Source organism: Candidatus Atribacteria bacterium (assembly GCA_011056645.1).
In the GTDB taxonomy this organism is placed as follows: Bacteria; Atribacterota; Phoenicimicrobiia; order Phoenicimicrobiales; family Phoenicimicrobiaceae; genus Sediminicultor; species Sediminicultor quartus.
Map to the genome: position 1 here is coordinate 1 of DSEL01000099.1, position 4,694 is coordinate 4,694.

General features: G+C 34.6%; 4 protein-coding genes. All 4 read left to right on the top strand.

Annotated elements, in window-relative coordinates; translation table 11 throughout:
• Positions 1–45 precede the first annotated feature (45 nt).
• Complete coding sequence (locus ENO17_04085; GenBank protein HER24214.1) at positions 46–978, top strand: undecaprenyl/decaprenyl-phosphate alpha-N-acetylglucosaminyl 1-phosphate transferase; 933 nt, start codon at positions 46–48, stop codon at positions 976–978.
• Between the two features lie 75 nt (positions 979–1,053).
• Complete coding sequence (locus ENO17_04090; GenBank protein HER24215.1) at positions 1,054–2,139, top strand: NAD-dependent epimerase/dehydratase family protein; 1,086 nt, start codon at positions 1,054–1,056, stop codon at positions 2,137–2,139.
• Positions 2,140–2,250: 111 nt separating this feature from the next.
• A complete protein-coding gene (locus ENO17_04095; GenBank protein HER24216.1) occupies positions 2,251–3,945 on the top strand; it encodes a WecB/TagA/CpsF family glycosyltransferase in 1,695 nt (564 codons plus the stop codon).
• 314 nt (positions 3,946–4,259) lie between these two features.
• On the top strand, positions 4,260–4,694 hold a 435-nt coding region (gene mreD, locus ENO17_04100), incomplete at its 3' end, for a rod shape-determining protein MreD (protein HER24217.1).

Sequence of the window (4,694 nt, forward strand, 5' to 3'; positions counted from 1 at the left end):
GGGTAATCAATCGATTAATGAATTAATAAATAGGAGAATTTGCTTTTGAAATATTTTGAAGTTGGTGTAATTGCCTTTATAGTTTCTTATATTTTAACTCCCTACATGGAGCGCGTAGGGAAAAAGCAGAATATGATGGACCAACCCGGTCATCGTAAAGTACACGAGGAAGCTATCCCCAATTTAGGAGGGATAGTTATTTTTTTTGGATTTTTACTAAGTCTGCTCTTTATAGTAGAGATAGAAGGACAGATTAAAGCCCTTTTAATCGGCGGAGTAATTATATTGTTATTAGGAGTAATAGATGACATAGTAGACCTATCTCCCAAGAATAAATTTATGATTCAAATGGTTCCAGCCATAATAGTGATTATTTATAACGGCGATTTGATAAATAATTTTATGCTTAATCAATTAAAAATATTTGGCCTATTGGGTTATCTTCTTTATCCTTTTTTAATCTTCTGGATAGTAGGAGTGACTAATTCCATCAATTTGATAGACGGTTTAGACGGGCTGGCTTGTGGGATTTCCCTTATTGCCTTGGTAACTTTTTTTATTTTAGGTGTAAGACAAAATTTAGAGGTACTTAGTATCCTATCGGTTGCTTTGGCGGGGAGCATGTTAGCATTTTTAAGATTTAATTTTTTTCCGGCAAAAATCTTTCTAGGAGATTCAGGTAGTACCTTTGCCGGTTTTATATTAGCCTCTATAGGGGCTTTGTGGGCTTTAAGCGGTGAGACTGCCCTATATATTTTTATTCCCATTATAATTCTGGCTCTCCCTATTTTTGACACACTTTTTGCTGTCTGGAGGAGATACCGGGGGCATTACCCTATATTCCTGGCCGATAAAGGGCATCTCCACCATAGACTTTTAGTTAGGGGGATAACCCATAAAAATGTGGTATTTATATTATGGGGAATGAGCATCATCTGTAGCATTATCGCTCTTATTTTTGCTCTCTCTCTAATATAAAAAGTGTACTAAAGTTACTTCACTGTAGATAGTTTTAACTAACTTTTTAGTGGAAGGAGTGGAAGGAAAAGAAATATGCCGCTAAAAAAGAGGAAAAAACCAATGATGGAAAGAAAAAAGACCACCGTTTTAGTGACCGGCGGAGCAGGTTTTATCGGTTCGCATATTGTAGATTTGCTTCTCAAAAATAATTATGATGTGGTCATAATTGACGACTTATCTTCCGGTCGTGAGGTGAATATCCATAAAAATGCCCGATTTTATAAATTAAATATTACCGATCAAAAAGGATTAGTGGGTGTGTTTAAGAAAGAAAAACCAGATTATATATGCCATGAAGCCGCCCAGATCAGTGTTTCTTTTTCGGTAAGAGACCCTCTATTTGATGCTCAAACTAATATTCTTGGTTCCCTGAATTTGTTGCAATGCTGCGTGAATTATAAGGTCAAAGGGGTGATTTTTGCCTCCAGCGGGGGTACTGTTTATGGAGAACCAGACCGTTTCCCCATCAGTGAGGATTTTCCTTTCAAACCTCAATCACCCTATGGAATTAGTAAGGTTGCTATCGAGTATTATCTTGATTTTTATAAGAAAAATTACCATCTCCCCTATGTAGCATTAAGATATGGAAATGTCTATGGGCCTCGACAGGATCCTTATGGTGAAGCTGGCGTTATTGCAATATTTATAGAAAAGATGCTCAAAGGTGAAGTCCCTACTATAAATGGTGACGGAGAATATATCAGAGATTATATTTATGTAGAAGATGTTGCTTATGCCAATTTACTCGTGCTAAAAAATATGGTAAAATTACCTGAGGCTCTTAGAGGAAAAGAAAAAGGAATAGAAAGAGAGCAAGAAGTTGAAGTTGAAACGAAATACAAAACTAACCTAAAATCTAAACACGAAGCTAAATTTAAATTTAACGGCTTTAATTTAGGCAGCCAAAGAGGCACTTCAGTAAATGATATCTTTTATCTTTTAAAAGAAATGATAAAATTTCCTTATCCGGCAGATTATGGACCTCCCAGAGAAGGAGATTTACGGAAAAATATTCTGGATTGCCACTTGATTAAAGATGTTTTAAGGTGGAAGCCACAGTTTGACTTATCATCGGGTTTAGAGAAAACAGTTTGTTGGTTTAAAGAGAATATTCGTTAATTATGATAATTTTAAAAAAATTATTCTAAAAAGAAGGAATTTATAAAGTTATTGTTGTAAAAAGATAAGATAGTAAAAAAAGTAAAAAATAATGAAGGATAATATTTTGATATGTTGGAAATCGGAATGATGCTAAAAATTGCAGGAATTTTTGTATGCAGTATGCTAATGATTATCCTGGGGAAGATCGATGAAAAGAGAAAAATTCCCACAGGATATAAATTAATCTTTCAGATTTTAATTTCTTTGATTATAATTTATTCCGGAGTTAAAATAGAATTTTTACGCGCTCCTTCCTCCTCATCAGGAGGGTATCTTTATCTAAACTATTTATCTATCCCCTTAACTCTTATCTGGCTGATAAGCATTACTAACTCAATTAGCCAGGAAGATGAACTGGGGGATATCACTCCCTATATTGTCTTTGTCGCTTCCCTCACTTTTTTAATGGTTTCTCTTATACAGAGGCAGGGATTAATTTTGGCGGAAGTGCTATCTTTGATAATGGCAACGGTTTCATATATTTTTATTAAATATATCCCCCGGGGAAAATTTTCTTCATATTATATGTCTTTTGGATTTATATTAGCGGTGATTGCAATCGTGGGCGTATCCAAGAGTACAGCAGCTTTAACCTTACTGATTCCTCTTTTAATTTTGGGTGTACCGATTATAGACAGTTCCTATTCTATTGTGGCAAATTATGCCCGTCAAGAAAGCTCAATTCCGGGTATTATAGGAGGGAAATTTTCCTTATTTTCAGAAAACGGAAACGGAGGAAACAGGAGCAGATTAAGGCAGATACTGCAATTTTACGGATTCTCCGCACCGGGAGCGAATTTAACCATTATCGGGGTTTCTCTCTACTTAAGCATATCAGCTTTTATTATTTCTATCTACCAGAACTTCTATCTGTTGCTAACTTTAACTGCTTTTGGCTGGGCAGTTTTTGGATTGTTGAAGAATAAGGTTCACTCAGAGGAATTAATTATCGGAAGAGATAATTTAACCAAACGGATAAATCTCTTTCAAGTAGGAATTGATCAGGTGGATAATCAGAAAGCTATTCAAAAAATAGAGGAATTTATTATATCTAAAAAACCTCATCAAGTTGTTACTCCGGATACTTTGGCTGTTTTACGAACAAGAAAAGATCCTGAATATCATGACATATTAAAATCTGCGGATCTGGTTACTCCCGATGGAGCAGGCATTTTATGGGCTGCTACTACCTTAAATTATCCTTTAGCTGAAAGGGTCACCGGTATAGATATAATACAAAATATATGCATATTAGCCGCCAAGAAGGGATATTCTCTATATCTTTTGGGTTCTTGTCCCGGTGTTGCTAGTAAGGCTGCCTTAAATCTAAACAAGAAATATCCGGGAATAAAAATAGTCGGAACCCACCATGGTTATTTTGATATTGAAGATTCTGAGAATCACGATAGGATTAAAAGTAATAGTTGTACTGGCGACAGTATAGAAGAAGAGGTTATAACTGAGATCAGAGAAAATAAACCGGATATATTATTAGTGGGTATGGGTGTACCCAAACAAGAAAAGTGGATTAGTAAAAATTTGGAAAAATTAAATGTGCCAGTATGTATAGGGGTAGGGGGAAGTTTTGACGTCCTTTCCGGTAGGATACCGCGAGCACCATTATGGATGCAAAAACACGGAATGGAATGGATTTATAGATCGTTTAAGCAGCCAAAAAGAACCTTCCGAGCTTTAGCCCTTTTTTACTTTATCTGGTTGGTCATTGTTGGGAAAATAGTTTATTCTCTAAAAGAAGTAGAATAATAATCGATAAAGAGTAATGCTTAATAATTTAAGAACATTAATTAAAATAATCTGCGAGTAGGTAAACAATAAAGAAAGATAAAACAATAATGAGCTTAGTTGCTTAATATTAATGCATTATCTCGTTGGCTACGGATAATAGACAATAAGAGATTTATTTAATATTATCAGTCGTTCTTTTGCTTATTTCTAAAGCTCTTAATATCAATACAAAGAGAATTAAATTCCCCTTCCCATATATCTTAAACAAGTATCACCCTTAATTTAAATCAATACCTGTTTTCTAATTTATCAAATAAGCAAGGAGATAGCTGATGAGGATTTTACTGAAAGGTGCAATAATTGTAGTTGCTTTGGTGATTCAACTTACTCTTATTAATTCTTTTACTGTCCTGGGAGTAAAACCTGATTTTATAATGGTGGTGGTAGTAGCTTTATCCTTGCTAAGAGGAGAAAAGGAAGGGGCTATCACCGGATTTTCTTTCGGTTTATTGCAGGATATCTTTTCTACCAGTCTCCTGGGAATACACGCTTTGGCAAAAACAGTGATAGGTTTTATCTGTGGAATTTTTAAAGAAAAAATATTTCATGAACATATATTATTTATTATTCCAGTGGTGACTTTTATTTCATCATTTTTACAAAGTATTCTAATATCTTTACTATTAAGTGCTTTTGGAATTGAATACAATCTGACCTGGAGCTTAAAACAGATTGCCCTTCCCGAAGCTATTTATAATAGTCTGCTA

Coding starts and splice junctions, on each gene's coding strand:
- ENO17_04090 (HER24215.1), top strand. CDS start 1,054: ATGCCGCTAAAAAAGAGGAAAAAACCAATGATGGAAAGAAAAAAGACC.
- ENO17_04095 (HER24216.1), top strand. CDS start 2,251: ATGTTGGAAATCGGAATGATGCTAAAAATTGCAGGAATTTTTGTATGC.